Below are 25,761 nucleotides of genomic sequence, written 5' to 3'. Positions count from 1 at the left end.
CTTTGGTAAGGATTCGGTCGTTGGGCTAGACTAGGGGCAGCGCCCCATAAGGTCTACCACATCAAAGCGACCACAGGATGATCCCAGTGGCCAAAGCGGCAACAGTCATGATGCTGGCAAGCATGGTGTAATTACGGGTTGGTGTGGCCTCGATATCGCGCTCGTGAAGGCGCGCATAGGTTTTGCAGGCCTGACTGCGCGCGGACCAAAAGATGGTAATCGCCACGCCCAGAAAGAGGCTTGCGACCAGTTTGGCCGCCCACGTCGGTTCAAACGCACCAAAGACGGCCTTGAGGCCGATGGCCACACCGATGGCACCAAGACCAGTGCCCATCCAGCTTGAGAATGTGCGCTCATTGGCCATGATCGTGCGGTCCTCGGACCACTCCGTGCGCTTTTCGGCTTGTTCGTTTTTGTCGCTCATGGTCTTCAATCTACATGCCAGCCCTGCAATTGCGAGGGTTTGTTGCGGAATGCGTCTTTTGGGGTCCAAGTGCTTGAATTTGTAATCCATAGTTTGCCGGTTGGGGGCGGCACAATTGCGATCACGCCCATGCCTGGCAGGACGCGGCATTACTATACGGATTGGCTGCGTCTGATGGATTGGCACCCTGATCTGGTTCTGACGATGACAACGCAGGCCGAGTTGGATCGCAAAGGGGCGGGGACTTTGGGTGCGGACCTTGCCAATGCAAAGATTGGCTGGCTGCATTTGCCAGTGGCGGATTTTGGTGTGCCTCTGGATATGGATTGGCCCGCGGTGCGCAATCAGGTTCTAGGCACGCTGGGCGGCGATGGTCGCGTTCTGGTGCATTGTTTTGGCGGCTGTGGACGCTCGGGGATGATGGTGCTGCGGTTGATGATTGCGGCGGGCGAAGATGCGGATACGGCCCTGGCGCGGTTGCGGGCCGTGCGCCCCTGTGCTGTGGAAACGGATCCGCAGTTGGACTGGGCGTATCAGGGGTAAGGTGGATCTTGATCCACCTTACGTGTTGCGCGGTTTCTTCTTGATCGCCGACTTGACCATCTTGCCAAACTTCCGCGACCGGTCCCGCGCTTGCGCAATTGTCTCGGTCGCCTGTTCGTTTTCACGTTTCAGCTTCTTGAACCGCTTGAGGCGTTCAGGGTCCACCTGACCCGCCGCAATACCCGCCTGTACGGCACAGCCCGGTTCGCTTTCATGGGCGCAATCGCGGAACTTACAGGTGGTGGCCAGTTCCGATATCTCGGGAAATGTCGCGTCGATCCCGTAAGCCACCTCTGCCACGCCAAGGCCGCGCATCCCGGGTGTATCAATCAACCAGCCACCCGTCGCCATCCGGTGCAGTGACCGTCCCGTCGTTGTATGTCGCCCGCGCGCGTCATCCTCACGGATGGCTTGTGTGGCGGCATTGCCGCCTGTCAGTGCGTTCGCAAGGGTGGTTTTCCCCACGCCGGATGATCCCGCGAGTGCAACGGTCTGCCCTTTCCCACACCAAGGGGCCAATAGGGCGTGCACGTCATCGTTTTTTGCATCAAGCGCGACAATCTCCAGATTTCGGCCCAGGCTGCGCGCCTGATCGACATAGCTTTCCGGATCATCAGTCTGGTCGGCCTTGGTCAACAGGATCACCGGCGTGATCATCGCGTCATGGGCAAGGGCCAGATACCGCTCAAGCCGTGCCGGATTGAAATCGTTGTTGCACGACGAGGTGATGAACAGCGTATCAAGATTGGCTGCGATCAGTTGCTTTTCGCCGGTGTGATATTCTGTGCCGCGCGTCAGCTCGGTTTTGCGGTCCAAGACCCGCACCAGCCTGTGCTGTTCCGGTGCGCAAAGCACCCAGTCGCCCACGCCGACTTCTGCTGTGGTGATGCCGGGATCAAGCGTCAGTTCAAGTGTGCCGATATCGGAAAAGCCCACGACACGGTCGCGGTGGACTGTGGCGATGCGGGCAGGGGTAAGTGTTTCCAGCTCTTCGATTTCAAGCTGGGACATATAGAAGGGCGACCAGCCAAGGGCGTCGCGTGTCAAATCGGTCAATGACTTGTCCTCGTCAAAGGGTAGAAAGACGCTGGCGGTTGAAACCTGCCAGCTGCAACCGGACGAGGGGGCAGAAGTGTCTTCAGCGCACCCGTGCCGGGAGAGTGTTTTTTGCGACAATCATAAACATCCTCCTTAGCTGGATGGGTTTGCCTTCAATTTGCTGCGCAAATCAAAGGTGAGAGGCTGACAACGACCCAAGCGGGGCTCGTTATGGCTGCTTCCTTCCGGACCTGACCAGGTTGGCGAGGCGCTCGCCCGCGCCAACCTCTCATTGGGGGATATAGGCCTGTTTTGGTCGTTCTGCAAGACGTCAGAAGGTGATGCGGTACCGCGCGCGTCTATCTGCTTCCTGACGAAGGTAGGTGATCGGACCCGTGGTGTGATCCCGCGCCTGCGGTGAACTGACAAATGTCGCAGCGGTGTTCGGAATTGGCGCGAAAGCCCAGTTCGAGTGGAGCTTTGCGGTCACTGATCCTGCGGCTTTGAGGTCTTTGATCAAGATATCACGCAGGGTTTGGCGGGATGTATAGACGATGTCCTCTGGTGCGATCTTTGGAAAACCGCCACCGCTTCTTGCGCGAAAACTGTTGGTGGCAACGATAAAAACATCGTCGTCCTTTACGGCTTTGTCTTGAAAACGCATCTGCACGATGCGGCGAGCACCGTGGTTTATCTCTCTGCCATGGGGGTCAAAACGCGCGGGTTGTGTCAGGTCGATCTGATAGGACAGACCAAAGATCGCGTCGCAATTATAGGCCGCACTTTGCGGGTTTATCAGCGGCTGATTGTAGTGGCCCGGTTGCATCCGGTTGTAATGCGCGGCCGCGCGTTCCAGCCAGAGCCGCAGTTGTTTCCCCGTGCGTCGCACCGCGCAAAGATGATCCGCGAAGGGAAAAATGGCGGCCACATCGCGCAGGGTGATCGGGCCAATGGGGATGTCGATGTAATGCCCCAGACCGCTGCGCCCGCCAAACCGGAATGAGGAAGTCGCGGCCAGAACGGGCGCGTGCGAACCCTCGAGCGCTGCGCTGATTGCCCGTTGCATGGCCTGCGCCAAGAGGTGTTGGCTGAGATCCGGTTGGACTGTCGCAAAATAGCTGGTGATGGGCACGCTGGTTTGCGCAACCGGTTCTTGCATTTGTGCAACGGTCGCAGCGTGGGGTACTGTCACAAGTGCGCGCAGGTCTTGGCATAATCTGCTCTCGGCGCCTTTTCGCGATGAAGCCCTTACAAGCCGGGCCTGATGATCTGTTATCTGCCACCCATGAGGCTCTCGGCGCAAAGCCAGTTCGATCACGCCCAGTGATTGCGCGCCGAATTCTGCCATCACTGCCGGTTTGCCGTGCAAACGACCGCCCGCGTAATCGGCTGGCCCGTCTGTGACGATGCTGGCATCGGGAAAGGCCTCATGGGTGTGGCCCAGCAAAAGTGCGTCGATGCCTGGCACCTGCGCGAGAGACAACGCCGCGTTTTCCATGCGCGGGATATCCTCGGCCAGACCGACACCCGAATGGCAAAGGGCCACGATAATATCCGCACCGGCGGCCTTGACCTGCGGGACGATTTTTTGCGCGGCCATGCGGATATCGGTTGCATTGAATTCTGGGTTGCCTGTGTCGGCAAACTGCGGTGGGGTGAAACCAAGGATGCCAATTTTGATGGGGTGCCTGATGCCGTCATCGCAAAGAATGTCACGCGCCAAGATCGTGGAAGGCGTGACCCGATCGTCGCCATAAAAGGCAGGAACATTGGTGCAGACCACAGGAAAAGTGGCCTTTGACAGTACGTTCCGTAAAAACGCTGGCCCGTAGTCAAACTCGTGATTGCCCAGCGTCATGGCGTCGTATTGCAGCACATTCAGCGCCGCGATCATCGGGTGGGTCTGATCGGGCCTCAGATTTTGCGCCAGATAATCCGCCAGCGGATTGCCTTGGATCAGATCGCCGTTGTCACACAGGATCGACGTGACCAAAGGATCGTCCCGCAACGCTGCTATCTGGTCGGCCAGCCTGATCAATCCGGTGGTCGGGTCCTGCCGGTCCGCGAAATAATCATAGTCCAGCAATTGCATGTGCAGGTCTGTCGTCTCAAGCACACGCAATCGCCCTGACGGGCACTGCACGGCTGAGGAACGGGGGCTTTTCATAGCACAACCTTAGAGAGAAATATCGCGACCGCCACAAGAGACGGTCGGAAAAAAATTGTAGTTGCGCAAGCTCCGTGGCATTTCGGCCCGATGAAGATAGCAGAAACAGTTACATTTGGCGGATCGGGCCTTGATCGGGCCACAGAATTGCGCGGTCAGGCGGTTCAGTTGCGGGGGCAGCGCGATGCACGCGCGATCCTGATGTGGCGTGGCAAGCCGATGATTCTAGGTGATGTCCTGGTGCGTCTGCCACTTGATCACCCTGCTATGTTGGATGCGGCAGCAGACATGATACTGTTGGGGCGTGACAATGGCGCGCCGGTGTTCGCGGCCGATTTCTCGGCATGGACGCCAGAGGATCTGGATGCAGCGACACTGGATACGTTTCTCGACCCGTCCGAGCAGCGCCATCCAGCCGTTCCAGACGCCGTCTTTGCAGAGATTCGCGCGATCATGACCCGTCTGTCCCCCCGTGATGCCGAACTGGCCGCGACGGCCAAGGCGGTGATGGGTTGGCACAGGTCGCACCGTTTTTGCGCCCGCTGCGGGGCCGAGAGCGCGATGGCAATGGGTGGCTGGCAGCGTAATTGCGCGGCCTGTGGCGGACATCATTTTCCGCGCACCGATCCGGTGGTCATCATGTTGATCACCCACGGCAATGCCGTGTTGGTAGGGCGCTCGCCGGGATGGCCCGAAGGGATGTATTCCTTGCTGGCAGGCTTTGTGGAACCGGGCGAAACGATTGAGGCGGCGGTACGCCGCGAGGTCTTTGAAGAAACTGGCGTGCGTGTCGGTGCTGTATCCTATTTGGCAAGCCAGCCGTGGCCCTTTCCGGCCTCGTTGATGTTCGGCTGTGCGGGTGAGGCGCTGAACAAGGACCTGACGATTGACCCCGTCGAAATCGAAGATGCCATGTGGGTGACGCGCGAGGAGATGGCCGAGGCCTTTGCCGGCAACCACCCCAAGCTTTTGCCAGCACGCAAAGGGGCGATTGCGCATTTCCTGCTGCAGGCATGGCTCTCGGACCGCTTGGATTAGAAAGAAGCAAAGGACACCGCGATGAAGTTGAGCACGCGCGAAGATATCGAGGCGCCAATCTCTTATGTTTACGGGCGCGTCAGCGATTTTGCCGGTTTTGAACGCCGCGCGCTGCGCCAAGGGATCGCGGTAAAGCGACGCTCGGATGCGGCGCCCGAGGTCGGCACGATCTGGGATATCGCCTTTGATTTTCGTGGACGCGCACGCAACGTGCAATCCGAACTGACCACGCTGAATGTAGACCATGCTATCCGGATCGAAAGCCAGTCAGACGGCCTGAACGCCGATACAGAGATTGAATTGATCGCACTCTCGGCCACACGGACCCGTGTGATGTTATCGTTTGAGTTGAAGGCCAAGACACTGACGGCGCGCCTTTTGCTGCAATCACTCAAGCTGGCAAAGACCAAAATGACCACGCGGTTCAAGGCACGCGTGCTTGATTACGCCAAAACCGTCGAGGATGATTACCGGCGCGGGCAGTGATCGGACTGCCGGATTACGCGCCGCTTGCCACCTTTTCGTGACGTCTGGCCGCAGCGGGATAGACACCCATCACCAGCAGATGGTCGGTGAAATAGCCAAGCTCTTCCATCGCAAGTTTGACGTTGGCGTCGTCTGGATGCCCTTCGATTTCGGCGTAGAACTGTGTTGCCGTAAACTCGCCGCCAACCATATAGCTTTCCAGCTTGGTCATGTTGACGCCATTCGTGGCAAAACCACCCATTGCCTTGTAAAGTGCGGCGGGAATGTTGCGCACGCGGAACACAAAGCTGGTCATCATCCCCGAGGGGCCGCGACGCGTATAGTCGGGTTGGCGTGCCATGATCAAAAACCGCGTCGTGTTGCGCGCATGATCCTCGATATGGCGGGCCAGAACCTTGAGCCCGTAAATTTCCGCCGCCAGCTCCGAGGCCAACGCCGCAATACTAGGGTTATCACCTGCTGCCACCTCGCGCGCGGCGCGGGCGTTGTCCGTGCTGGTGCGCGGTGTAATTCCGTTCGCACGCAGGAATTCCCCGCACTGTGGCAGGATCACAGGATGGCCATGGGCTTCTTTGATATCACCAAGCGAAGCGTCTTGCTTGCCAAGAAGATTGATATGCACGCGCACAAATGTCTCATCCACGATGTGCAGACTGCTCTCGGGCAAGAGCGAGTGGACGTCAGCAACGCGGCCATAAGTCGAATTCTCGACCGCGATCATGCCAAGGTCAGCCGCCCCGCTGCGGACAGCGTCAATTGCAGCTTCAAAAGTGGTGCAAGGCAGGGGGTCATAATCTGGCCGGGCGGTCACGCAGGCCTCATGCCCATAGGCGCCCAATTCACCCTGAAATGCGATTTTCTGCGACATTGGTGTGTTCTCTGTGCTGTTTCCCCCAAAAAGAGGCATTCGGTCGCGTCTCTATACCTTGCAACCTAGTGTGGGAAGCGGATAGATACGCACGAAACTTTCTACTGAATGGAACGCGACATGTTCGACACAATGACAACGACCAAAATTATCGGCGGTCTATGCAGCACTTTACTCGTCTTTCTGCTTGGGGCGTGGTTGGCCGAAGAAATCTATCACAGCGGCGGCCACTACGGTGAACAAGCCTATGTGATCGAGGTCGAAGGCGCTGAAGGTGAAGAAGTTGAAGTTGTCGAAGAGGTTCCGTTCTCGGTCGTCTATGCCTCTGCAAGTGCCGAAGATGGTGAGGCATTGTGGCGCGGCTGTCGGTCTTGCCACGCGCTTGAAGCCGGACAGCACGGCACAGGCCCCGCACTTTACGGCGTCGTGAACCGTCCGGTCCATTTTTATGATGATTTCAACTACTCCGGCGCTTTGATTGAGGCGACAGATGTCTGGACTCCTGAGGAACTGAGTGCTTTCCTCGAAAACCCACGTGGTTATGCACCTGGCACAGTGATGAGCTATAACGGCATGCGCAATGTCGAGGACCGTGCGAACCTGATTGCTTATCTCGCAACTTTCGGCGGCTAAGGCGCGCCAGAGAGAACAGAAAGGGCCGTCCGATTGGGCGGCCTTTTTGCTGGAAATATTACAATTTTATCATCGCGTGTTCACACAAACGCAACTTGAAACTTTGCCAAACTCTCCATTTACTTCATGTAGTCATGAAACCACGCCTATATACCGGAGACACTGATGCAGAAGCCACCCCGTTCAAGTGCCCAAACCAAGGTTCAAACTGCCCATAAGTACCTGCTGCGAACCTGGGCCATGGGATCTGTGATTGGCGTGGCGGCAGTCTGGGCGGGAAGCGTGGCTTTTGGCGACGCACATGAGACAGTTACCGTCAGCCACGGTTACACGAACTTTGGCGACCTGAAGTACGGACCCGACACGGTGCTGGATTATGTGAACCCTAACGCGCCCAAGGGTGGCGAGTTTTCGCAGTCCGCACAGGGCACTTTTGACAGCTTCAACATCTACACACGCAAAGGCGTTCCTGCAGCCTTGGCTACAATCGGTTACGAATCTATCCTGACCTCCACGCTTGATGATCCTTACGGTGCCTATTGTTATCTTTGCGAGACGCTCGAATATCCCGAAAGCCGTGACTGGGTGATTTTTAACCTGCGCGACGATGTGAAGTTCTGGGACGGGACAACCATGACCGCCGAGGACATCAAGTTTTCCTTCGAGATGCCGCTGGAGCAGGGGATCACCGAGTATCGTTCTGTCTATTCGCAGTTCATCCAGAGTGTTGAAGTGCTCGATACCCACCGCATCCGTTTCAACTTTACACCGGAGGCCCCGCGCCGCGATGTGGTGACTTGGGCAGGTGGCACATCGGCTTGGTCGCAGGCGTGGTTTGAAGCAAACAACGTGCGTCTGGATGAAACCGCCGATGCGCCATTCATGGGCACAGGGCCCTATCGTTTGGATCGGGTCGATATCGGGCGGCAGATTATCTACCGCTATGATCCGAATTGGTGGGGTGCTGATCTGCCGATCAATCAGGGCCGCAACAACTTTGAAACGGTGCGTGTTGAGTATTTCGCTGACGGCAGTGCGGCTTTTGAGGCCTTCAAATCCGGGGTCTATACTTTCCGCGATGAAAACAGCTCTTTGCAGTGGGCGACGGGATATGATTTTCCGGCGCGTGCGCAGGGGTGGGTGAATGTTGAAGAGCTGCCGGACGGGAACATCGGCACGGGTCAGGGCTTTGTCTTCAATCTCAACCAAGAAAAGTTTCAGGATCAGCGCGTGCGCGAAGCGATCACCTTGATGGTGAACTTCGAGTGGATGAATGAAACACTGTTTTATGGTCTCTATGAACGCCCTGAATCGTTTTGGGATAATTCAGACCTGAAGGCCGTTGGCGCGCCATCGCCCGAAGAAATTGCGATCCTCCAACCGCTCGTTGATGATGGTCTGCTTGACGCGGCGATCCTGACGGATGAGGCCGTTATTCCGCCTGCGTCCAACACATCAGACCGCCCGCTTGACCGTGGCGCGCTGCGCGCAGCCTCTGCTTTGCTGGATGAGGCGGGTTGGATCGCCGGTGAGGATGGTTTGCGCCGCAAAGATGGTGCGCTGCTTGAGGTCACGTTCCTAGAACGCTCGCCCCAGTTTGACCGCGTGATCAACCCGATTGTGGAAAACCTCAAACGCCTTGGTGTGGATGCCAAGCTTGAGCGCGTCGATACCTCACAATTCATTGAACGCCGTCGCGCAGGCACGTTCGATATCGTCAATGCCTCGCTCGGGCAGGGGTATGAACCCGGACAGCAACTGGCCCAGTTCTTTGGTTCTGCTGCTGCAGAAGACAGTTCGCGCAACCCGATGCGCCTGAAACTGCCGGCAGCTGACCGTTTGATTGAGGAAATTGTCGCGGCGGAGACATTGGAGGATCTGACAATCCGCACCCGTGCCCTCGACCGCGTGTTGCGCGCTGAAAGGTTCTGGATTCCGCAATGGCAAAAGGGTGTGCATACCGTTGCCTATTATGACATGTTCCGTTTCAAAGAGGTGCCGCCGCTTGGTTTGGCGCCGCTTGACAACTGGTGGTATGATGCAGAGGCAGGGGCCACGCTGCGCGCCGCCGGTGCGTTCCAGTAAGGTACTGACGTGGGAGCATATATCCTCAGGCGTTTGCTGCTCGTGATTCCCACCCTCTTGGGGATCATGATCATCAACTTTTCGCTCACGCAGTTCGTTCCGGGCGGGCCGATCGAACAGATCCTGGCCGAGCTTGAGGGCGGTGGCGATGTCTTTGAGGGCATTTCCGGCGGTGGGAGCGAATTGCTTGATAGCGGTGACAGCGATTATATCGGCGGGCGCGGTCTGCCTGCGGATTTCATCGCCCAACTCGAGCGTGAGTTTGGCTTTGATAAGCCGCCGCTTGAACGCTTCCTCAACATGATGTGGAACTACATGCGGTTCGATTTCGGCGAGAGCTATTTCCGGTCCATCAGTGTGCTTGATCTGGTGCTGGAAAAAATGCCCGTGTCGATCACCTTGGGGCTTTGGTCGACGCTGATTGCCTATATGATCTCGATCCCGCTGGGCATCAAAAAAGCGGTCAAAGATGGCACGCCGTTTGACACATGGACGTCAGGCGCGATCATCGTGGGTTACGCGATCCCGGGGTTCTTGTTCGCGATCCTGCTGATCGTGTTGTTCGCAGGCGGCTCGTATTTCCGCATCTTCCCGCTGCGCGGTCTGACGTCGGCCAATTTCGAAGAACTGTCTTTGATCGGCAAGGTGCTGGACTATTTCTGGCACATTACCTTGCCGGTGCTGGCATCGACGATCTCGGCCTTTGCGACGTTGACCCTGCTGACCAAGAACAGCTTTCTTGATGAGATCAAGAAGCAATACGTGATCACCGCCCGCGCCAAGGGCCTTTCCGAGAGCCGTGTGCTTTACGGGCATGTATTCCGCAACGCGATGCTGATTGTCATCTCGGGTTTTCCGGCGCTGTTTATCGGCGTGTTTTTTGGCGGGTCGCTGATTATCGAAACGCTCTTCTCGCTCGACGGTTTGGGCCGCTTGGGCTTTGAAGCGGCGGTCGCGCGCGATTATCCGGTGGTGTTTGGTACGCTCTTTGCCTTCTCGCTGATCGGTCTGGTTGTGGGGATTTTGACGGATTTGACCTATGTGCTGATTGACCCGCGTATTGATTTCGAGGCGCGGAACTGATGGCAAGACGTCCGTTTTTGTCCCCGCTGAACCAGCGCCGCGTGCGCAATTTCCGCCGCAACAGACGTGCGACGTGGTCTCTGATCATTTTCGGCATCCTCTTTGGTCTGTCGCTCTTTGCGGAATTCATCGCCAACGACAAACCTATCGCCGTCAGTTATCGTGGCGAAATTCGCATGCCTGTCTTCAGTTTCTATTCCGAGCAGGACTTTGGCGGTGATTTCCCCACCGAGGCAGGCTATGGCGAACCCGAAGTGGATTGCCTGATTGTAACAGGCGGCCTGCAAGAGTGTTTTGATGATCCCGAGACGCTTATTGCCGCTGTCGACGCGGGCGAGACATTGGACGGTGACTTTCAGGCAGGGTGGATGCTCTGGCCAATTATCCCTTATTCCTACAACACCATCGTTGATGTGGGCGGTGTTGCGCCCGCCCCACCGAGTGCTGACAACTGGCTTGGGACCGATGATACCAAACGCGATGTGCTGGCGCGGGTGATTTACGGGTTCCGATTATCGGTCACATTTGCCCTGACGGTCACTGTCGCCGCCTCGATCATCGGGATTATGGCGGGCGCTGTGCAGGGATATTTCGGCGGCTGGACCGATCTGATCTTTCAGCGGTTTATTGAAATCTGGACAGGCATGCCCTCGCTCTACGTGATCATCATTGTCTTTGCGATATTGGGGCGAAGTTACTGGCTCCTTGTGTTCCTTACAGTGCTGTTTGGATGGCCCGCCCTTGTAGGCGTGGTCAGGGCCGAATTCCTGCGTGCGCGCAACCTTGAATACGTCCGTGCGGCCCGCGCGCTGGGCGTGCGCGACCGCACAATCATGTTCCGTCACATGCTGCCTAACGCGATGGTGGCGACGGTCACGATGCTGCCGTTCTTGGTGACCGGCGCCATTGGTGGTTTGGCGTCGCTCGATTTTCTGGGCTTTGGCCTGCCATCCTCTGCCCCGTCACTGGGCGAGATGACGTTGCAAGCCAAACAGAACCTGCAAGCGCCATGGCTCGGCTTTACCGCCTTCTTTACCTTCGCGATCATGCTGTCGCTCTTGGTCTTTATCTTTGAGGGCGTGCGCGATGCCTTTGACCCGCGCAAGACCTTTGTGGCGGATGGCAATGTGGTGAAGGACGATACCCTCTTTGAGACCGAACCCTCAAAGGCCCGTGCATCATGAATACTCCGATCCTTGATGTGAAAGACCTGCGCGTTGCTTTCCGGCAGGAAGGCACGCCAACCCATGCGGTCAAAGGTGTGTCCTTTCAGGTGCAAAAGGGCGAAACCGTCGCGATTGTGGGCGAAAGCGGGTCTGGTAAATCCGTCACCGCGCTGTCTACTGTGCAATTGTTGGGCGACAGTGCTGTGATGGCCGGGTCTATCAAATACGCGGGTGAAGAAATGGTTGGCGCGGATGATCGCGCCCTGCGCCGTGTGCGCGGCAATGACATCAGCTTTATTTTCCAAGAGCCGATGACCTCGCTCAATCCGTTGCACACGCTTGAAAAGCAGTTGGCCGAGAGCATTGAGCTGCATCAGGGCCTGCGCGGTCCGGCAGTGCGCGCGCGGATCATCGAACTGCTCGAGCGTGTCGGGATCCGTGACGCGGAAAGCCGCCTCGGGTCTTACCCGCATCAACTCTCGGGCGGGCAGCGTCAAAGGGTGATGATTGCGATGGCGCTGGCGAACGGGCCGGAACTTTTGATCGCGGATGAGCCGACGACGGCGCTGGACGTGACAATCCAGGCGCAAATTCTGGACCTGCTGACGGATCTGAAACGCGACGCAGGCATGTCGATGCTGTTCATCACCCATGACCTGACAATCGTGCGCAAGATCGCCGACAGGGTTTGCGTGATGAAGGACGGGCTGATTGTGGAAACGGGGCCAACTGCCGCGCTATTTGCGCATCCGCAGCACCCATATACGCAGATGCTCTTGGCTGCGGAATCAACCGGAGTGCCAGCACCGGTCAAGGCTGATGCACCGGTCATCTTGGAAACCGAACATGCGCGCATCTGGTTTCCGATCCAGCGCGGTCTGCTCAAACGGACGGTAGGGCATATCAAGGCGGTGAACGACGCGACACTGACCGTGCGCGCGGGCGAAACCTTGGGTATTGTGGGTGAAAGCGGATCGGGAAAGACCACGCTGGCGCTCGCAGTGATGCGGTTGATCAGCTCGGAAGGCCGGATCGCCTTTCGTGGCGCCGATATCCAGCATCTGAACCAGCGCCAGATGCGGCCTTTGCGCAGTGACATGCAGGTTGTGTTCCAAGACCCATATGGCTCGCTCAGCCCGCGCATGACGGTGGCTGAAATTATCGCCGAAGGCCTTGGTGTGCATGGTGTGGAACCCGGGCGTGACCGCCGCGATATGGTGGGGGAAATCATGGCCGAAGTGGGTCTTGATCCCGCTTTGATGGATCGCTACCCGCATGAATTTTCAGGTGGCCAGCGTCAGCGGATTGCGATTGCACGGGCGATGATCCTGCGGCCCAAATTGTTGATCCTGGATGAACCGACCTCGGCGCTTGATATGACGGTACAGGTGCAAATCGTGCAATTGCTGCGCGCGTTGCAGCAGAAATACGCGCTGGCCTATATGTTCATCAGTCACGACCTGAAGGTCGTGCGTGCGCTGTCCCATAAGGTGATGGTGATGAAGCAAGGCGATGTGGTTGAGGCAGGCGATGCCGATGCGATCTTTGATAAGCCGCAGACGGAGTATACCCGTGCGCTGATGGCGGCAGCTTTTGAAGGCAAGGTTGCCTAGCCAGAGTTTTTAAAAACTCTGGTCCAAAATCTTGGAAGATTTTGGGGCGTTCTAACCCTCGGATCCGATCATAAAACATGTGGTTCCGCGCGCCTGCAACCTGCGACAGGCCAGATCTGCACCTTCTCGGGACAGCCCCATAAAGTTTGCGTCAAAGCCGCCAGACCGCTGCACCACGCGGCGCAGCGACCCGTCAAGCGCGCTCATTTCATTCAGCGCAACCTGCAGCAGGACCCGTTCGGCGTCATGACGTGTGTTATACCGCCCCACGTTGACACCCCAATGCCGCCCGCCAGATGTCGAGATGCGTGTCACAACCTCTGGTCCGGTGTCTGTAATGGCGGTTTGGGGTGTCAAAGCGGCAACCTGTGTCGGTGGTGAGGGGCGAGGGACAGGTGTGACCGCGGGAACAGCGTTCGCAATGACTTGCGTTGGTGGTGCTGTTGGGGTTGAGGCACCAAGCGCTTCGGCGAGGGCCGCATTGACGGTATTGGCGATGGCTGCGTTGATCACGTCGGTATCTACCGCAGCGACAAGCAATTCTTCGGAGACCGGTTCGCTTGTCGGGCGCGCAACGGGGCGGATGCTTCGCGTGACCAGACCGCTGACGCGGACGACCTTGCCGGGGTTGGCCTGACCGCCACCATCCGAGCTTGAGAGCATCGGCGCGGGTGGGTTCGGACGACGGATCGTCGCACGCGCTGGCGCACGATTGAACCCCAGGTCCATTAGCTCGGTGATGCGGGCATTGCGGGCTGCGGTGGATGACCCGCCAAAGACGGTTGCAATAATACGTTCCTGACCGCGCTGCGCCGAGGCGACAAGGTTAAAGCCGGCGGCACGGGTATAACCCGTCTTGATGCCATCCCCGCCTTCATAGCTATCCAGCCAGCGACGGTTCGTGTGGCGCACTGTGGCAACCCCGGCATCGGCAGAGCGGCGTGAGAAAAGGTTATAATACTGCGGGAAATCATAGATGACATGACGGCCCAGCACCGACATATCACGTGCGGTCGACAAATGACCGGCCTGGGTCAGCCCGTGTGCGTTCAAAAAGTTTGTGTCGCGCATGCCCATCGCGCGGGCGGTGCGGTTCATGCGGGTGGCAAAGGCCGCTTCAGAGCCTGATATCGCTTCACCGATGGCTGTGGCGGCATCGTTGGCGGATTTGACAGCAGCGGCACGCAACAAAAAGCGCAGGGCAATGGTTTGTCCTTCACGTAGCCCCAGTTTCGACGGGGGCTCGGATGCTGCAAGACGGCTGATGCGTACAGGGGTATCAAGCGTGATCTCGCCGCGCTCGATTGCCTGAAACGCGACATAGAGCGTCATCATTTTGGTCAGCGATGCCGGATGCAATGGCGTATCGGCGTTGCGTGAATGCAAAACCTCTCCGGTGCGCGCATCCATCACCATGGCCGCATAGGGTGCCGCGGCGGCACGGATCGGTGCCACCAGCAAGCATGCCAGAATTACGCATAGAAATAGCCCGTGGAGGGCCCGCTGTCCCAGACGACTTGTCACGTCGCTTGCCTCTTTTTCTGCCTCGATGACCCCGGATTTTTCCGGTGGTCTTATTGTTATGAGGGAACGCTAGCATAAGTCGCGTTTTCAGAAAATACCCTAAATTCAAAGACTTTTCTGGCGCTTCTCGCCTATATTCGCAACATGTAGTAAGGTGGCGTGATCACGGCGCAAGATAGCTGATTTTCCCGTCTTTCACGGCATGTTATTGATTGTGACAGATGGGGTTTTCATGCCCCATCTGTGCCTTATATATAACGCCAAGCACACAAGGCGGATGGAATGCGCAAAGAGTTTTACATGATGGCCGACAAAAAGGGTGACGACGACGGAAACGTCGGCGTGGCACTTGAGACGAAGCCCAAGACCAAGCGCCCGCCCATGTATAAGGTTCTGATCCTGAACGATGATTTCACCCCGATGGAATTTGTCGTCCATGTCTTGGAACGTTTCTTCGGCCTTTCGCATGCGCAGGCATTCGAGCTGATGTTGACGGTGCACAAGAAGGGTGTCGCCGTTGTCGGCGTTTTCAGTCACGAGATCGCCGAAACCAAAGTTGCGCAGGTGATGGATTTTGCCCAGCGGCACCAACATCCCCTCCAATGTACGATGGAGAAAGAATAGCCTCGTCGCTATTCGCACCCCAAGATGTCCCAGTCCCGTCTCAGCACCGCTATCGCAGATGGCATGATCGCGTTGCCTTCGGGCAACATTTCCCTGATGCGCCCATCGGCAACCTATGATGTCTCTGCGCTGCCGCGCGATGATATCCGCATCGTGCACGGGTTTTATCCCGATGTCGCTGCGTGGCAGGCTGCCGGCTATGACGTGCGCCAGGATTTGCAGCAGAGCGCTGTCGCCATCGTTGTTGTGCCACGCTCCAAAGCGCTGGCACGTGCGATGGTTGCCGAGGCCTGCGCCAAGGCCGGTTTTGTGATCGTGGACGGGCAAAAGACCGATGGCGTAGATAGCCTGTTCAAATCCTGCCGCAAGTTTTTGGGCGACCTGCCCTCTATCCCCAAGGGCCACGGGCGGATTTTCTGGTTTGCCGCGACAGATGCCTTTGAAGCGTGGACAGCACCTGAACCTGCGAAAGGGCCGCACGGATATTTCACATCCGCCGGTGTGTTTTCCGATGGCTCTGTCGATGCGGGCTCGGCTTTGTTGGCCGAAGCACTTCCTGCCAAGCTGCCTGCGCGCATGGCTGATCTGGGTGCTGGCTGGGGGTATCTGGCTGCACCCGTTCTGGCGCGCGACGGTGTGAAATCGCTTGATCTGATCGAGGCCGAGGCGCTGTCCTTGCATTGCGCCAAGCTGAATGTCAGCGACCCGCGCGTCCATTTCCATTGGGCAGATGCCACGCAGTTTGACGGGGGCGGCTATGATGGCATTGTCATGAACCCGCCCTTCCACACATCCCGCGCGTCCGATCCGAGCCTTGGGCGCGGCTTCATCCAAGCGGCCGCACGCCTGCTTGCCCCGCATGGCAAACTCTGGATGGTTGCCAACCGCCATTTGCCTTATGAGGCGACCCTGACCGAATGTTTCCGCAATGTGGACATGATCGCGGGTAATGGTGCATTCAAAATATTCCACGCCAATCGGCCACAGCGCTGAGCGGATCAAGGGAGAGCAAAGATGTCATTTTCCATTTCCGGAAAGACGGCAATTGTGACGGGCGCGGCCAATGGTGTTGGCTTGGCCATCGGACGTCATTTTGTCAGGATGGGTGCGAATGTTGTTTTCGCAGATATGGATGAAAAAGCACTGATCCACGAAATCGGGGATGAGGCCGAGAAAGAAGAGAATATTCTCATCTTTGCCGGTGACCTGCGTAAGAAGCTGACGATCGCGAACCTGCTGTCCGCCACCATTGATGCGTTTGAACGCGTGGATATTCTGGTCAACGCCGCGCGGCAGGTCATGGAAACCGACCCGCTTGATCCTGATGATAACTCTGTTGAGGAACTGTTGCAGCAAAACGCGATGACAGCGCTGCGCGTGAGCCAGGCTGTGGCGCGCCGCATGATCAAACAGGCCGATGGCGACACAGGCGAACCGATTGGGTCGATTGTGAACCTCAGCTCGATTGCCGCGCGCCGCACGCATCCTGATTTGCTGGCCTATTCCGTTAGCTCTGCCGCGTCAGACCAGATGACCCGTTCTCTGGCTGTGGCCCTTGCGCGGCATGGCATCCGCGTCAACGCAGTGGCCTTTGGCAGCGTCATGAGCGCAAGCCTGAAAGGGTCACTCAAGGATCATGACGAAATGCGCGAAGCCATTGTGGAAAGCACGCCGCTGCACCGCATCGCAAGCCCGAGCGAGGTCTCTGATGCTGTCCAATATCTTGCGTCGGATGCCGCAGCCTTTGTGACCGGACAGATCATTACGGTCGATGGCGGCCGGACCCTGATTGATCCGGCGGCGGTTGCCGCACATTAATCATTCAGGGTGCAGCGCGATACACTGTGCCACGGCCTGATTGGACGCCGCTTGTGACTGGGCAAGACGCTCTTCCAGTGACGTCAGTTTTGCGCGCTCGGCATTCAGGTCGATGGCGACAGGGACAGTTGTGGTAAAGGTTTGGGTCTCATCGCAGCGGAATGTAAATGTTGTTCCGTCCTCATTGCGCCCACGACAGGTTTCACGCACCGTCCGAACCTCTTGCCGTTCTTCGATGGCGTAACCGCGTGCCAGATTGCCGCGGGTTTCGTTGACCAGACTGCTCAGAATACGGGTATCGCGTGTGACTTGGCTGATGCACTGCTCGCGCGGGGTGGCGCAGGCTGTCAGGACGGCAAGGGGAAGCATGAAAAGAGCGCGGCGCATAGAGATGTCTCCGGTTTTGTTCTGGATCATCGTTGCATGATCTTTATGGTGCATAAAGACAAACAACGCACGTTATTCAATATCAGGGACAAAGACCAAGTATGTCAGACGGTTTCGAAGCGGAAAAAAGCAAAGCATCTTCATGGTTCCGCACATTGCGCGACGAGATCGTGGCATCCTTTGAAGGGTTGGAAGACAGCCACAAAGGCGAAGGTGAGATTGGCCGTTTCGAAGTGTCCGAGACCAAGCGCACGTCTGATGATGGTTCAGATGCTGGCGGCGGGTTGATGTCGGTTATGCGTGGTGGCCGCGTGTTTGAAAAGGTCGGCGTGAATATCTCTACCGTTTACGGCCAGTTGGGGGATGCGGCACAAAAGGCGATGGCCGCCCGTGGTGTGCCAGGCATGGCCGAAGATCCGCGCTTTTGGGCGTCAGGCATTTCATTGGTGGCCCATATGCAAAATCCCCATGCGCCCGCTGTGCATATGAACACCCGTATGTTCTGGACACCCCATGCGTGGTGGTTCGGTGGCGGGTCCGACCTGAACCCCTGTATCGAGTATGCAGAGGATACCGCCCATTTCCATGCGACCCAAAAAGCGCATCTCGATCCGCATGGCGAGGACCATTATCCCAAGCTGAAGGCATGGGCGGATGAGTATTTCTATATCCCCCACCGCAACCGTGCGCGCGGTGTCGGTGGTATCTTTATGGACGATTATTGCACCGGTGATTGGGAGGCGGATTTCACGCTGACGCAGGATATCGGCAAAGCCTTCCTGCCTGCCTATGTGCCGCTTGTCGAAAAGCGCCGTGATACGCCGTGGACGGATGCGGATAAAGATACACAGCTGATCCACCGCGGGCTTTATGCCGAATATAACCTCGTCTATGACCGTGGCACCAAGTTCGGCCTGACGACCGGCCATGATGCCAACGCGGTGCTTATGAGCCTGCCGCCTTTGGCAAAATGGGTCTGACCTAGTCCACCTGAATAAAACGTGGCCCTTCGATATCACGACTGTTTGGCGTGGTCGGCGCGACACGTGTCGAGGCGGGCAGGACATTGCCTGCGGCCATCTGCATCAACGCGAGGCGTACCATGAAGGACGGGACGTCTTGCGGCAGGCCCATCGCGATCATGTCATAGGCCCGCGGTGGTGCGACTACGACAAAGACCTTTGCCGCCCGCATCATGCGCAAACCAACCGGATAGGTCTGTCCTTCGCGTGCGCCGAGGGCTGAGATGTCTTCGGCGGTGGCCGGGATCAGGAAAATCCACGCGCAAAGCAGCAACAGCCCCGCGCGGACCACGGCGCGAAAGCTGTAGTAGGCAAATCGCAAGGTGAAAGGTATTTTCAACGCGGGCTCCTGTCTGCGTATCCAGACTATCCGCTTACGTTGAAATATCCAGTCTTAGGCCCCGCGCACCGTATCAATCATCAACTGCACATTGGCCGGATCTGCCTCAGGCGTGATCCCGTGACCGAGGTTGAAAATATGTGGCCCGTTCGAGAGCGCATCAACGATGCGGCGTGTCTCGGACACCAGCGTGTCACCACCTGTCACCATATGTGAGGATTTCAGGTTGCCCTGCACGCAGCCGTCTTTCTGGACGTGTTCGGCGACCCAAGCGGCATCGACACCGTCGTCCACTGCTACACAGTCCGCACCCGTTGCGGCATGAACGCCTGCATATTTCGTGCCCGCACCGCGCGGGAAAGCAATCACAGGAATGCCGGGATGCTTTTCTTTCAATGCAGCTGTGATGCGCTGCATCGGCTTGATGGAATAGTTGGTGAAATCGTCGCCTTCCAGCGAGCCTGCCCAGCTGTCAAAGAGTTTGACACATTCTGCACCTGCCTCGATCTGTTTGGACAGATAGGCAATGGTGCCTTCGGTCAGGCGGTTGATGATGCCCTCGAAGACCGGTTTGTTTTCCGCCTTCAGCGCATGGGCCGGCCCTTGGTCCGGTGTGCCTTGGCCCGCGATCATATAGGTGGCCACAGTCCAAGGCGCGCCTGCGAACCCGATCAGCGTAGTTTCCTTGGGCAATTCTTCGGACAGGATTTTCACCGTCTCATAGACAGGGTTCAGCGTGTCGTGAATCGCCTCGATCGGTTTGAGCCTTGCTAGCTCATCTGCCGAGGTAATTGTCGAAAGCCGCGGCCCTTCGCCGGTGACAAACCACAGGTCTGCACCAAGTGCTTGTGGCAAGAGCAGGATATCGGCAAAAAGAATCGCTGCATCAAAGCCATAGCGGCGGATTGGCTGCAACGTGACCTCGGCGGCGAGTTCCGGATTATAGCAGAGTGACAGAAAATCACCGGCCTGCGCGCGTGTGGCCTTGTATTCAGGCAAATAACGCCCGGCCTGACGCATCATCCAGATCGGAGGCGTGGGAAGCGTTTCACCTGCAAGGGCGCGGAGGATGGTCTTTTGTTGGGCCATGGGATGTCCTTTTGTAATCTTCCTGTGGTCCCAATTGCAGAAGAAGTTGTCAAGGGAGTTGTCAGGCTAGGTTTACACGTCTAACAATCCAGACATGACAGTGAATTTGCCCACCCCCGCTTCGCCTTTCAACATCGGAACCCGTGGTTCGCCTTTGGCCTTGGCCCAGGCACATGAAACACGCGCGCGACTGATGGCGGCGTTTGATTTGCCCGAAGACGCCTTTGCGATCTGTGTGATAAAGGTCACGGGTGACGCTATTCAGGACCGTCCCTTGAAAGAGATCGGCGGCAAGGGCTTGTTCACGCGTGAAATCGAAGAAGCGCTGCTGGACGGGTCGATTGATATCGCTGTTCATTCGATGAAAGACATGCCTGTAGAACAGCCCGGTGGGTTGTTGCTCGACACTTATCTGCCGCGTGAAGATGTGCGCGACGCCTTTGTGTCGCTGAATGCCAAAGGGCTGGATGATCTGGCGCAGGGGGCGACGGTTGGTACATCCTCCTTGCGCCGCCGGTCGCAGTTGCTGGCCAAGCGGCCTGACCTGAATATTGTCGAATTCCGTGGCAACGTGCAGACCCGCCTGAAGAAATTGGGTGATGGGGTGGCCGAGGCGACGTTCCTTGCGATGGCGGGTTTGAACCGTTTGCATATGACTGACGTGCCGCGCACCGCTATAGGCCCCGAAGATATGCTGCCGGCGGTGGCGCAAGGCGCGATTGGCATTGAACGCCGTGGTGATGACCACCGCGCCGCAGAGATGCTTGCTGCGATCCATGATGGTCCAACAGGTCAGCGGCTCGCGGCGGAGCGCGCGTTCCTTGCGCATCTGGACGGGTCTTGTGAGACACCGATTGGCGGCTTGGCGGAACTGGACGGCGGTTCACTCCGTCTCCGCGGCGAGATTTTGCGCACAGATGGCACTCAAGTTTTTGCCGACGACATGACCGGTGCAATCGAAGACGGCGCCGAAATGGGCCGCGCAATGGCGGCGAAACTGCTGGCGCAGGCGGGGCCGGACTTTTTTTGACGGCAAAGGAATTTCGCGAAATTCCTTTTCGGCCCACAAGAAAATTCGCGAATTTTCTTGTGGCGTTACGCTGTCGGGATCACCTTGCCCGGGTTCAGGATATTGTTAGGATCAAGGGCTGCTTTGATTGCGCGCATCGCATCGAGCGCGACGGGATCTTTGCGCCGCCGCATCGTGTCGAGCTTTGACACACCGATCCCGTGTTCGGCGCTGAACGATCCGCCCAGCTCCTGCACCACATCCTCAACCGCTTCGACCAGCGCTTTCATAGCCTCGGGGTCATTGCGGCTGATGTAGCTGGTGTGATGGATATTCCCGTCGCCAAGGTGCGCGACAATCACTTCCTCTGCATCAGGGTCAATCGCTTTGATGCGTGGTGTCAGCATTTGCTCAAAGGCTGCGACCTTATCCAGTGGCACAGCCACATCGGTGTTCACAAACACGCCGCCAAAAAAGGCCACTTCGCCTGCATCTTCGCGGCGTTTCCAGATTTCGCGGCGCTGCGTCTCGTTCTGCGCGATGATTGCATCAAGAACGGTTCCTTCTTCCAGCATTGCGCCAAGTGTCTCTTCCAATGCGCTGACAACGGGCAGGCTCCCGTCCGGATGCGTGATTGCGTCCTGCGCGCGCGTCGCTGCGACCTCGATCATGATGTTGACGTCATAATCGGTATCAAACGGCCCCGTGGCATCGGGGAAAAGTTGCCGGTGCTTGGTGATATAGCTGCGTGGCATGTATTCGAATGCTTCAACGCCGTCGCCTGTAGCCTCTTTCAGCTTGTAAAGCAGGGTCAGCGCATCGGGTAGCGAGGACACGGCGACCATTGCCGTTGCATAGGCTTTTGGCTTGGGCTGTAGCTTCAGAACTGCTGCGGTGATAATGCCCAAGGTTCCCTCGGCCCCGATCACAAGGTTGCGCAGATCGAGGCCGGAGTTGTCTTTGTGCAGCGCGCTCATCAGGTTCATGACACGGCCATCGGCCATGACGACTTCGAGCCCCAGACAGAGCCCCCGCGTGCTGCCATAGCGCACCACGTTGGACCCGCCTGCATTGGTCGACAAGAGCCCGCCGATCATGGCCGAGCCGCGCGCACCGAGGGTGAGGGGAAAGATAAGGTCATGCGCTTCGGCTGCGTCGTGCAGGTTTGACAGAATCACGCCCGCGCCGACAGTTGCGGTCCGCCCCGCAACATTGATTTCGGAAATTTCGTTCAGGCGTTCGACGGATAGCATCAGCGCGTCCTGCGCCAGCGTCGCCCCGGTCAGGCCTGTGCGGCCAGAGGCGGGAACGACGGGGGTCTTGGTTTCATTTGCGATCTTGAGGATGGCAGCCACCTCGGCAGTGTTTGCCGGACGCAGGACCGCCAGAGGTGTGGATGTATAAGCGCCTGTCCAGTCCTTGCCGTAGGGTGCGGCATCGGCGCCCGTCAGGATGCGGTCCGCGCCGATGGTCTCTGCGATTTGGTCAAGAACTGTCATGTCCATACTCTCCCGTGATGCCGATTCATTAACGGCAAAGGGAGCAGTGTGAAAGTGTCCCGCTGTGTTTTGGATCACAGGACCTTACTGCTGGCTTGGGTGTGGTGGCGTGGGGGAGATTTGAACTCCCGTACTCAGGGTGGCTTGGCGTAGCCAAACGCCCGCAAGTCGGGTCCTGCCAGTACTATGACTGCGCGTCGGTCGCCAAACATCGGATGGGGTGGTGGTGGCGTGGGGGAGATTTGAACTCCCGACCTAACGATTATGAGTCGTTCGCTCTAACCAACTGAGCTACCGCGCCGTTCCACGAGCGTCCGATTACGCAATGGGGGCAGGGGTGTCAAACCGATTCTGACAGTAAGGTGGGTTTAAACCCACCTTACTTTATATCAATCGGGTCACGCCCCTTAATCGTACCGCAACTCGGTCGCTTTGCCGCGGAAGATAAAGTAGGACAGAACAGTATATCCCATGATCGTCGGCAACACGATGCAGGTGCCGATCAGGATGATGAACAGACTCTCCGGTGCGCTGGCGGCCTCATAGATCGTGATCTGTTCGGGCACCACATAGGGGTAGAAACTATAGGCCATCCCCCCGAATGCCGTGATCCAGAGTGCTGTTGCAGCGGCAAAGGGCTGCCATGACCGGCGGTCGTCAGCATAAGGCATTTTGCGCAGCATGGACCAAAGCCAGACCACCAGAAGCCCTGACAGGATTGGTAGGGGCGACAGGTAGAGCGCTTCGGGGAAGCTGAACCATTTGTCAAAAATGCGCGTGCTCACAAAAGGGGTCGCAAGCGAGATCGCACCAATGCCCAAGACCAACCCCCAAATGCCGCCTTTGGCCCATTCCACCGCTTTGGCCTGCAACACAGCGGATGTTTTGTGGATGATCCACGTGGCCCCGATGAAGCTATAGCCGACAGTAAGGAACACCGCCGTCAGAATGGCGAAACCCACATTTGCCAAAGTCCACTCAAGCCCCATGACATACATGCCGAGCATAAAGCCCTGGCTGAGCGAGGTCATGAGCGAGCCTGCAAAGAACGCATTGTTCCACAGGTGTTTGTGTGGCGCAGGTGCCTTGGCGCGGAATTCAAAGGCCACGCCGCGCAGGATCAACCCGATCAGCATGATTGCCACAGGCAGGTACAGCGCCGTCAGGATAGCCCCATGTGCAGACGGGAAGGCCACCAGCAACAAGCCGACCGCCAGTACCAGCCAAGTCTCGTTCGCGTCCCAGAAGGGCCCGATCGAGGCGATCATACGGTCTTTTTCGTCGTCATTGGCGAAGGGGAATAACACCCCTACGCCGAGGTCAAATCCGTCCAGGATCACGTAGATCAGGATGGACACACCCATCAGGGCTGCAAAAACAAAAGGCAGCCAGATGGTGGGGTCTCCGAAATAATTCATATCTGGTTACTCCGCTGGCATGGCTTTGGGGGCCGCCGCTGGCGACGGTGCGATGGTGGTACCGATGCTTTCGCCGCGTGCGGTTTTCCGTGCCAGATAGAAGATGACAAAGATGTAGGCCGCGAGAAGCCCCGCATAGACCAGCAGATAGGCGATCAGTGTCGACAGCACCAAAGGTGCAGGCACATCGGCCACCGCTTCTTTGGTCGTCATCACACCTTGCACCAACCACGGCTGACGCCCGATCTCGGTTGTGTACCAGCCTGCCAGTGTGGCCAACCAGCCGCTGAAGCTCATGCCGACCAGCGTGTAGAGCATCGGCTTGGGAAGCCCCTCGACCCCGCGCTTGCGGCGAATGATCATGTAAGTGGCACTCCAGCTGACGAGCAGCATCAAGAGCCCCGTGCCCACCATTACGCGGAAGGACCAGAAAACGGGTGAGACCCGCGGGTGCAACACTTCGCCATCTTCAGTGACAAAGTCATTCAGACCCTGCACTTCGCCGTTCCAGTCATGGGTCAGGATAAACGACGCCAGTTTCGGAATGCCGATTTCAAACCGGTTCTCACGCGCCTCTTCATCGGGGATCGCAAACAGGATCAGAGGCACGCCAGTGGAGGTTTCCCAGTTGCCTTCCATGGCGGCAACTTTGGCTGGCTGATATTCCTTGGTGTTCAGGCCGTGGAAGTCACCGACAAGGATCTGCACAGGGATCAGCACGGCCGCAGCAACGATGGCCGTTTTCATTGCCACGCGCACGCCTTCGGTGCGCCCGCCAATGAGCCAACGGAAGGCGCTGACACCGGCAATCAGGAAGCTAACGGTCAGGAAGCTGGCCAACACCATGTGTGTAAAGCGGTAGGGCATGGAGGGGTTAAAGATAATCGCGGACCAGTCGGTCGCATGTGCGACGCCGTCGATCATCTCGAACCCTTGGGGCGTATGCATCCACGAGTTCAGGACAATGATCCAGAAGGCCGACATCATGGTGCCAAAGGCCACAAGGAAGGTCGCGAGAGTATGCACCCAATTGGGCACGCGGCTGAAGCCGAAAAGCATAATGCCAAGGAACACCGCTTCGAGGAAGAAGGCGGTCATGATTTCGTAGGCCAGCAAAGGCCCTGCGATATTGCCGACTTTTTCCATAAATCCGGGCCAGTTGGTGCCGAATTGGAAAGACATCGTGATGCCGGAGACAACGCCCATGGCAAAAGACAGCGCAAAGATTTTCACCCAGAAACGATAGGCTTCCATCCAGCGCTCTTCGCCGGTGCGGTTATAGCGTAATTTAAAGAACAGAAGCACCCAGCCCAATGCGATCGTGATCGTTGGAAACAGGATGTGAAATGAAATGTTCGCGGCAAACTGGATCCGCGAGAGAAGTAGGGTTTCAAGTTCCATAACGTGATGTCGTCTTTCTGGGCGGCCTGATCCGCTTGAGCCCTTAAATAACACTTTCAGGCAGTAAGTCAGGGGGGTGCGACAGCAAGGCGCGCTACCGTGTCCGGACCGCGTTTATGACGAAATCTATGAAAAAACAGATAAAGAGATCAGCAACTTTTGCCAAGTTCGCGTGACGATCAGGTCGCCTTCTCAAACCGCCACTCGGTCACTTGATGATATGCTTTATCAGGCGTGACCTTGATTGACGGAAACTGGCTATTGTTGGGTGCGTCCGGCCAATGCTGGGGTTCGATCACGATGCCCTCGTAAACCGGCTTGCCCGGACGGTGTGATCCTGCGGCATCGTGGATCTGCATCCCGGGCTCTGTCGTGGCGAGGGTCATTTGCAGGCCCGAGGCACCGGTCAGCCAAAGGACATCGCGCAGATCGGTCGCTTCTTGCGAGAGGCAAAAATTGTGATCAAGCGCCGGTGCACCTTTCACC

General features: G+C 57.5%; 25 protein-coding genes, 1 tRNA gene and 1 other RNA gene. 13 read left to right on the top strand and 14 right to left on the bottom strand.

Features of this window, described 5'->3' with window-relative positions:
- Positions 1 to 61: 61 nt before the first annotated feature.
- Entirely contained in the window at positions 62 to 424 is a 363-nt protein-coding gene (locus VGP75_RS02360) for a YidH family protein (RefSeq protein ID WP_327542119.1), read from the bottom strand.
- A gap of 69 nt (positions 425 to 493) precedes the next feature.
- Here VGP75_RS02360 and VGP75_RS02355 point away from each other — a divergent pair, with 69 nt between their 5' ends.
- Positions 494 to 967, top strand: coding sequence for a protein-tyrosine phosphatase family protein (locus VGP75_RS02355; RefSeq protein WP_327542118.1), 474 nt, complete (start codon positions 494 to 496; stop codon positions 965 to 967).
- A gap of 18 nt (positions 968 to 985) precedes the next feature.
- Here the strand turns inward: VGP75_RS02355 and rsgA are convergent, their stop codons facing one another.
- From rsgA to VGP75_RS02340, 3 genes are all read right to left on the bottom strand, one after another.
- Positions 986 to 2,023, bottom strand: a complete 1,038-nt coding sequence (rsgA, locus tag VGP75_RS02350) for a ribosome small subunit-dependent GTPase A (protein WP_327542117.1) — start codon at positions 2,021 to 2,023, stop codon at positions 986 to 988.
- Positions 2,024 to 2,199: 176 nt separating this feature from the next.
- Positions 2,200 to 2,297: signal recognition particle sRNA small type (gene ffs, locus VGP75_RS02345), an RNA gene on the bottom strand.
- Positions 2,298 to 2,336: 39 nt separating this feature from the next.
- The gene (locus VGP75_RS02340; RefSeq protein ID WP_327542116.1) at positions 2,337 to 4,172 is read right to left on the bottom strand and encodes a bifunctional 2',3'-cyclic-nucleotide 2'-phosphodiesterase/3'-nucleotidase; all 1,836 of its coding nucleotides are present in this window, start codon (positions 4,170 to 4,172) and stop codon (positions 2,337 to 2,339) included.
- A gap of 90 nt (positions 4,173 to 4,262) precedes the next feature.
- Here VGP75_RS02340 and nudC point away from each other — a divergent pair, with 90 nt between their 5' ends.
- Positions 4,263 to 5,210 carry an NAD(+) diphosphatase gene (nudC, locus tag VGP75_RS02335; RefSeq protein ID WP_327542115.1) on the top strand — a complete coding sequence of 316 codons (948 nt, stop codon included), beginning with the start codon at positions 4,263 to 4,265 and terminating at the stop codon, positions 5,208 to 5,210.
- A 21-nt stretch (positions 5,211 to 5,231) separates the two neighbouring features.
- Positions 5,232 to 5,696, top strand: a complete 465-nt coding sequence (locus VGP75_RS02330; protein WP_327542114.1) for an SRPBCC family protein — start codon at positions 5,232 to 5,234, stop codon at positions 5,694 to 5,696.
- Positions 5,697 to 5,709: 13 nt separating this feature from the next.
- On the opposite strand, the gene VGP75_RS02325 is transcribed toward VGP75_RS02330, so the two are convergent.
- On the bottom strand, positions 5,710 to 6,564 hold the full coding sequence (locus tag VGP75_RS02325) for a prephenate dehydratase (protein ID WP_327542113.1): 855 nt from the start codon (positions 6,562 to 6,564) through the stop codon (positions 5,710 to 5,712).
- 120 nt (positions 6,565 to 6,684) lie between these two features.
- Here VGP75_RS02325 and VGP75_RS02320 point away from each other — a divergent pair, with 120 nt between their 5' ends.
- From VGP75_RS02320 to VGP75_RS02300, 5 genes are all read left to right on the top strand, one after another.
- Positions 6,685 to 7,197, top strand: coding sequence for a c-type cytochrome (locus VGP75_RS02320; RefSeq protein ID WP_327542112.1), 513 nt, complete (start codon positions 6,685 to 6,687; stop codon positions 7,195 to 7,197).
- Positions 7,198 to 7,362: 165 nt separating this feature from the next.
- Positions 7,363 to 9,282 carry an extracellular solute-binding protein gene (locus VGP75_RS02315; protein ID WP_327542111.1) on the top strand — a complete coding sequence of 640 codons (1,920 nt, stop codon included), beginning with the start codon at positions 7,363 to 7,365 and terminating at the stop codon, positions 9,280 to 9,282.
- A 9-nt stretch (positions 9,283 to 9,291) separates the two neighbouring features.
- Entirely contained in the window at positions 9,292 to 10,365 is a 1,074-nt protein-coding gene (locus tag VGP75_RS02310) for a microcin C ABC transporter permease YejB (protein WP_327542110.1), read from the top strand.
- Positions 10,365 to 11,549 (top strand): ABC transporter permease, encoded by a 1,185-nt coding sequence (locus VGP75_RS02305; protein WP_327542109.1) that lies wholly within the window; start codon positions 10,365 to 10,367, stop codon positions 11,547 to 11,549. The genes VGP75_RS02310 and VGP75_RS02305 overlap by 1 nt, the downstream gene beginning before the upstream one ends.
- Positions 11,546 to 13,144, top strand: a complete 1,599-nt coding sequence (locus VGP75_RS02300) for an ABC transporter ATP-binding protein (protein WP_327542108.1) — start codon at positions 11,546 to 11,548, stop codon at positions 13,142 to 13,144. Before VGP75_RS02305 ends, VGP75_RS02300 begins: the two co-directional genes overlap by 4 nt.
- Positions 13,145 to 13,195: 51 nt before the next feature.
- Here the strand turns inward: VGP75_RS02300 and VGP75_RS02295 are convergent, their stop codons facing one another.
- A complete protein-coding gene (locus VGP75_RS02295; RefSeq protein ID WP_327542131.1) occupies positions 13,196 to 14,560 on the bottom strand; it encodes a D-alanyl-D-alanine carboxypeptidase family protein in 1,365 nt (454 codons plus the stop codon).
- 390 nt (positions 14,561 to 14,950) lie between these two features.
- On the opposite strand from VGP75_RS02295, the gene clpS reads away from it, so the two are divergent.
- The 3 genes from clpS to VGP75_RS02280 are packed head-to-tail and all read left to right on the top strand — an operon-like array spanning position 14,951 to position 17,110.
- Positions 14,951 to 15,292, top strand: coding sequence for an ATP-dependent Clp protease adapter ClpS (gene clpS, locus VGP75_RS02290; RefSeq protein WP_055294056.1), 342 nt, complete (start codon positions 14,951 to 14,953; stop codon positions 15,290 to 15,292).
- 24 nt (positions 15,293 to 15,316) lie between these two features.
- On the top strand, positions 15,317 to 16,285 hold the full coding sequence (locus VGP75_RS02285; protein ID WP_327542107.1) for a class I SAM-dependent methyltransferase: 969 nt from the start codon (positions 15,317 to 15,319) through the stop codon (positions 16,283 to 16,285).
- A 21-nt stretch (positions 16,286 to 16,306) separates the two neighbouring features.
- Positions 16,307 to 17,110 carry an SDR family NAD(P)-dependent oxidoreductase gene (locus tag VGP75_RS02280; protein ID WP_327542106.1) on the top strand — a complete coding sequence of 268 codons (804 nt, stop codon included), beginning with the start codon at positions 16,307 to 16,309 and terminating at the stop codon, positions 17,108 to 17,110.
- On the opposite strand, the gene VGP75_RS02275 is transcribed toward VGP75_RS02280, so the two are convergent.
- Entirely contained in the window at positions 17,111 to 17,527 is a 417-nt protein-coding gene (locus VGP75_RS02275) for a hypothetical protein (RefSeq protein ID WP_327542105.1), read from the bottom strand.
- A 71-nt stretch (positions 17,528 to 17,598) separates the two neighbouring features.
- On the opposite strand from VGP75_RS02275, the gene hemF reads away from it, so the two are divergent.
- On the top strand, positions 17,599 to 18,477 hold the full coding sequence (hemF, locus tag VGP75_RS02270) for an oxygen-dependent coproporphyrinogen oxidase (RefSeq protein ID WP_327542104.1): 879 nt from the start codon (positions 17,599 to 17,601) through the stop codon (positions 18,475 to 18,477).
- Position 18,478: 1 nt separating this feature from the next.
- On the opposite strand, the gene VGP75_RS02265 is transcribed toward hemF, so the two are convergent.
- Positions 18,479 to 18,859 carry a hypothetical protein gene (locus tag VGP75_RS02265; RefSeq protein WP_327542103.1) on the bottom strand — a complete coding sequence of 127 codons (381 nt, stop codon included), beginning with the start codon at positions 18,857 to 18,859 and terminating at the stop codon, positions 18,479 to 18,481.
- 54 nt (positions 18,860 to 18,913) lie between these two features.
- A complete protein-coding gene (gene hemE / locus VGP75_RS02260) occupies positions 18,914 to 19,948 on the bottom strand; it encodes a uroporphyrinogen decarboxylase (RefSeq protein WP_327542102.1) in 1,035 nt (344 codons plus the stop codon).
- Between the two features lie 94 nt (positions 19,949 to 20,042).
- Between hemE and hemC the strand changes: the two genes are divergently transcribed.
- Positions 20,043 to 20,978: a hydroxymethylbilane synthase gene (hemC, locus tag VGP75_RS02255; protein WP_327542101.1), complete on the top strand. Its 936-nt coding sequence runs from the start codon at positions 20,043 to 20,045 to the stop codon at positions 20,976 to 20,978.
- Positions 20,979 to 21,043: 65 nt separating this feature from the next.
- Here hemC and VGP75_RS02250 read toward each other — a convergent pair whose 3' ends face one another.
- The 5 genes from VGP75_RS02250 to VGP75_RS02230 form a co-directional block, all read right to left on the bottom strand.
- Complete coding sequence (locus VGP75_RS02250; protein WP_327542100.1) at positions 21,044 to 22,456, bottom strand: FAD-binding oxidoreductase; 1,413 nt, start codon at positions 22,454 to 22,456, stop codon at positions 21,044 to 21,046.
- 224 nt (positions 22,457 to 22,680) lie between these two features.
- Positions 22,681 to 22,757: transfer RNA gene (locus VGP75_RS02245), tRNA-Met, on the bottom strand.
- Between the two features lie 106 nt (positions 22,758 to 22,863).
- Positions 22,864 to 23,874: a cytochrome d ubiquinol oxidase subunit II gene (locus VGP75_RS02240; protein WP_327542099.1), complete on the bottom strand. Its 1,011-nt coding sequence runs from the start codon at positions 23,872 to 23,874 to the stop codon at positions 22,864 to 22,866.
- A gap of 6 nt (positions 23,875 to 23,880) precedes the next feature.
- Complete coding sequence (locus VGP75_RS02235) at positions 23,881 to 25,275, bottom strand: cytochrome ubiquinol oxidase subunit I (RefSeq protein ID WP_327542098.1); 1,395 nt, start codon at positions 25,273 to 25,275, stop codon at positions 23,881 to 23,883.
- Between the two features lie 179 nt (positions 25,276 to 25,454).
- Positions 25,455 to 25,761: aldose epimerase family protein (locus VGP75_RS02230; protein WP_526025496.1), on the bottom strand; the 307-nt coding region annotated here is incomplete at its 5' end.

The sequence above is a fragment of the Yoonia sp. genome (assembly GCF_036007805.1).
GTDB lineage: Bacteria > Pseudomonadota > Alphaproteobacteria > Rhodobacterales > Rhodobacteraceae > Yoonia.
The sequence above is the reverse complement of the archived record's forward strand: the minus strand, read 5'-3'. Positions and strand labels throughout refer to the sequence as shown.

Coding starts and splice junctions, on each gene's coding strand:
- VGP75_RS02360 (WP_327542119.1), bottom strand. CDS start 424: ATGAGCGACAAAAACGAACAAGCCGAAAAGCGCACGGAGTGGTCCGAG.
- VGP75_RS02340 (WP_327542116.1), bottom strand. CDS start 4,172: ATGAAAAGCCCCCGTTCCTCAGCCGTGCAGTGCCCGTCAGGGCGATTG.
- nudC (WP_327542115.1), top strand. CDS start 4,263: ATGAAGATAGCAGAAACAGTTACATTTGGCGGATCGGGCCTTGATCGG.
- VGP75_RS02330 (WP_327542114.1), top strand. CDS start 5,232: ATGAAGTTGAGCACGCGCGAAGATATCGAGGCGCCAATCTCTTATGTT.
- VGP75_RS02325 (WP_327542113.1), bottom strand. CDS start 6,564: ATGTCGCAGAAAATCGCATTTCAGGGTGAATTGGGCGCCTATGGGCAT.
- VGP75_RS02320 (WP_327542112.1), top strand. CDS start 6,685: ATGTTCGACACAATGACAACGACCAAAATTATCGGCGGTCTATGCAGC.
- VGP75_RS02315 (WP_327542111.1), top strand. CDS start 7,363: ATGCAGAAGCCACCCCGTTCAAGTGCCCAAACCAAGGTTCAAACTGCC.
- VGP75_RS02305 (WP_327542109.1), top strand. CDS start 10,365: ATGGCAAGACGTCCGTTTTTGTCCCCGCTGAACCAGCGCCGCGTGCGC.
- VGP75_RS02300 (WP_327542108.1), top strand. CDS start 11,546: ATGAATACTCCGATCCTTGATGTGAAAGACCTGCGCGTTGCTTTCCGG.
- VGP75_RS02295 (WP_327542131.1), bottom strand. CDS start 14,560: ATGGTGATGGATGCGCGCACCGGAGAGGTTTTGCATTCACGCAACGCC.
- clpS (WP_055294056.1), top strand. CDS start 14,951: ATGCGCAAAGAGTTTTACATGATGGCCGACAAAAAGGGTGACGACGAC.
- VGP75_RS02285 (WP_327542107.1), top strand. CDS start 15,317: ATGTCCCAGTCCCGTCTCAGCACCGCTATCGCAGATGGCATGATCGCG.
- VGP75_RS02280 (WP_327542106.1), top strand. CDS start 16,307: ATGTCATTTTCCATTTCCGGAAAGACGGCAATTGTGACGGGCGCGGCC.
- VGP75_RS02275 (WP_327542105.1), bottom strand. CDS start 17,527: ATGATCCAGAACAAAACCGGAGACATCTCTATGCGCCGCGCTCTTTTC.
- hemF (WP_327542104.1), top strand. CDS start 17,599: ATGTCAGACGGTTTCGAAGCGGAAAAAAGCAAAGCATCTTCATGGTTC.
- hemE (WP_327542102.1), bottom strand. CDS start 19,948: ATGGCCCAACAAAAGACCATCCTCCGCGCCCTTGCAGGTGAAACGCTT.
- hemC (WP_327542101.1), top strand. CDS start 20,043: ATGACAGTGAATTTGCCCACCCCCGCTTCGCCTTTCAACATCGGAACC.
- VGP75_RS02250 (WP_327542100.1), bottom strand. CDS start 22,456: ATGACAGTTCTTGACCAAATCGCAGAGACCATCGGCGCGGACCGCATC.
- VGP75_RS02240 (WP_327542099.1), bottom strand. CDS start 23,874: ATGAATTATTTCGGAGACCCCACCATCTGGCTGCCTTTTGTTTTTGCA.
- VGP75_RS02235 (WP_327542098.1), bottom strand. CDS start 25,275: ATGGAACTTGAAACCCTACTTCTCTCGCGGATCCAGTTTGCCGCGAAC.